At 65.9% G+C, this 1,676-nt stretch carries 3 protein-coding genes; 2 read left to right on the top strand and 1 reads right to left on the bottom strand.

What is annotated here, in order from left to right:
• Both AC1DXV_RS34375 and AC1DXV_RS34370 read left to right on the top strand, forming a co-directional pair.
• A partial coding sequence (locus AC1DXV_RS34375) for an exodeoxyribonuclease VII large subunit (RefSeq protein WP_477938014.1) occupies positions 1-327 on the top strand: 327 nt, incomplete at its 5' end.
• 23 nt (positions 328-350) lie between these two features.
• On the top strand, positions 351-932 hold the full coding sequence (locus tag AC1DXV_RS34370) for a superoxide dismutase (protein WP_047594563.1): 582 nt from the start codon (positions 351-353) through the stop codon (positions 930-932).
• A gap of 80 nt (positions 933-1,012) precedes the next feature.
• On the opposite strand, the gene AC1DXV_RS34365 is transcribed toward AC1DXV_RS34370, so the two are convergent.
• Positions 1,013-1,465 (bottom strand): DUF192 domain-containing protein, encoded by a 453-nt coding sequence (locus AC1DXV_RS34365; RefSeq protein ID WP_477938013.1) that lies wholly within the window; start codon positions 1,463-1,465, stop codon positions 1,013-1,015.
• Positions 1,466-1,676: the final 211 nt, after the last annotated feature.

The raw sequence follows: 1,676 nt of genomic DNA, 5'->3' as shown, positions 1-1,676 counted from the left end.
CTGCAGTCCGATGCGCACCGCCTCGACACGATCGCGCCGCGGCTCGCGCGCAGCGTGCAGCGCCGCACCGAAGGCGCCGGGCACCGCGCCGATGCGCTGGCCGCGCGGCTGCAGGCGGTCGACCCGCGCCAGGTGCTGGCGCGCGGCTACGCGTGGCTCGAGGACGGGCAGGGCRCGCCGGTGGGCAGCGTGGCGGCGCTCGCCGTCGGGCAGCGGCTCGGCGCGGTGCTGTCGGACGGCCGAGCGACCGTGGACGTGATGCAAGTGACGTCATCGGACGCGCGCCTGCAACCCGCGTCGCCTCTGCCTACAATGCGCCCCACCTGACTCGATACCCGAAAGGAATTCGCATGGAACACACTCTGCCGCCGCTGCCGTACGCACAAGACGCCCTCGCTCCGCACCTGAGCAAGGAAACGCTCGAATACCACTACGGCAAGCACCACAACGCCTATGTGGTGAACCTGAACAACCTGCAGAAGGGCACCGAGTTCGAGTCCCTGAGCCTGGAAGAGATCATCAAGAAATCCTCCGGTGGCATCTACAACAATGCCGCGCAGATCTGGAACCACACCTTCTTCTGGAACGGCATGAAGCCGGCCGGCGGCGGCGAGCCCAAGGGCGCGCTGGCTGCGGCGATCACCGCGAAGTTCGGCAGCTATGCGTCGTTCAAGGAAGCCTTCACGAAGAGCGCCGTCGGCAACTTCGGTTCGGGCTGGACCTGGCTCGTGAAGAAGGCCGACGGCAGCGTCGACATCGTCAACATGGGCGCTGCCGGCACTCCGCTGACCACCGCCGACAAGGCACTGCTGACGATCGACGTGTGGGAGCATGCCTACTACATCGACTACCGCAACCTGCGCCCGAAGTTCGTCGAGACCTTCCTGACCTCGCTGGTCAACTGGGACTTCGCCGAGAAGAACTTCGTCTGAACGAGCGTTCGTCGCTCAGCAAAAAGCCGGTCCCTGGACCGGCTTTTTTCATGCGGTGATGCGCRGAGATGCGTGGGGACTCAGCGCCCGAACGGCGTCCCCGAGAGCTTGTCGCCGGCCTTGATGCCACGCCTGGCGAACCAGCCCTGGTTCATCTCGAGCACGAAGCGCACCGGCTTCTTCGAGCAGTGCGAGTCGAGCGTCTGCGGCTTCATGTCCTCGATGTTGACGACGGTGCCGTCGTCGGCGACGAAGGCGGCTGACAGCGGCAGCAGCGTGTTCTTCATCCAGAAGCACTGCACGCCGGCGTCTTCGAACGCGAACAGCATGCCGTCGTTGGTGGGCATCGCCGGGCGGAACATCAGGCCGGTGGCGCGCTGCTCCGGCGTCTGCGCAACCTGCGCCTGGATGTTGTGGATGCCGGCGGTGAGCTTGATGGCCGGCAGCTGCTGCGGCGCGTCCTGCGCGACGGCGGCCGTGACGACCAGGCCGAGGGCAAGCAGCGTGGACAGGCGGGTGGCTGGGATCTTCATGGTCGGGCAGTGTAGCGAGCACCCAAGAAAAACGCCCGGCACAGGCCGGGCGTTCCTCATTCAATTCAGCGAAGCGGGCGTGAACCCGGCTCCTCCCGAATCACTTGGCAGCCGAAGCAGCCTTTTCGCTCTTTTCGGCCTTCTTGGCTTCAGCCTTCTCGGCCTTCTTCTCGGCCTTGGCAGCCGATGCAGCCGGCTTGGCAGCTTCAGC

The sequence above is a fragment of the Rhizobacter sp. P3_C12 genome, from assembly GCF_056402735.1.
Note: the sequence above shows the minus strand (reverse complement) of the source record. Positions and strands in the feature narration are given on the sequence as shown.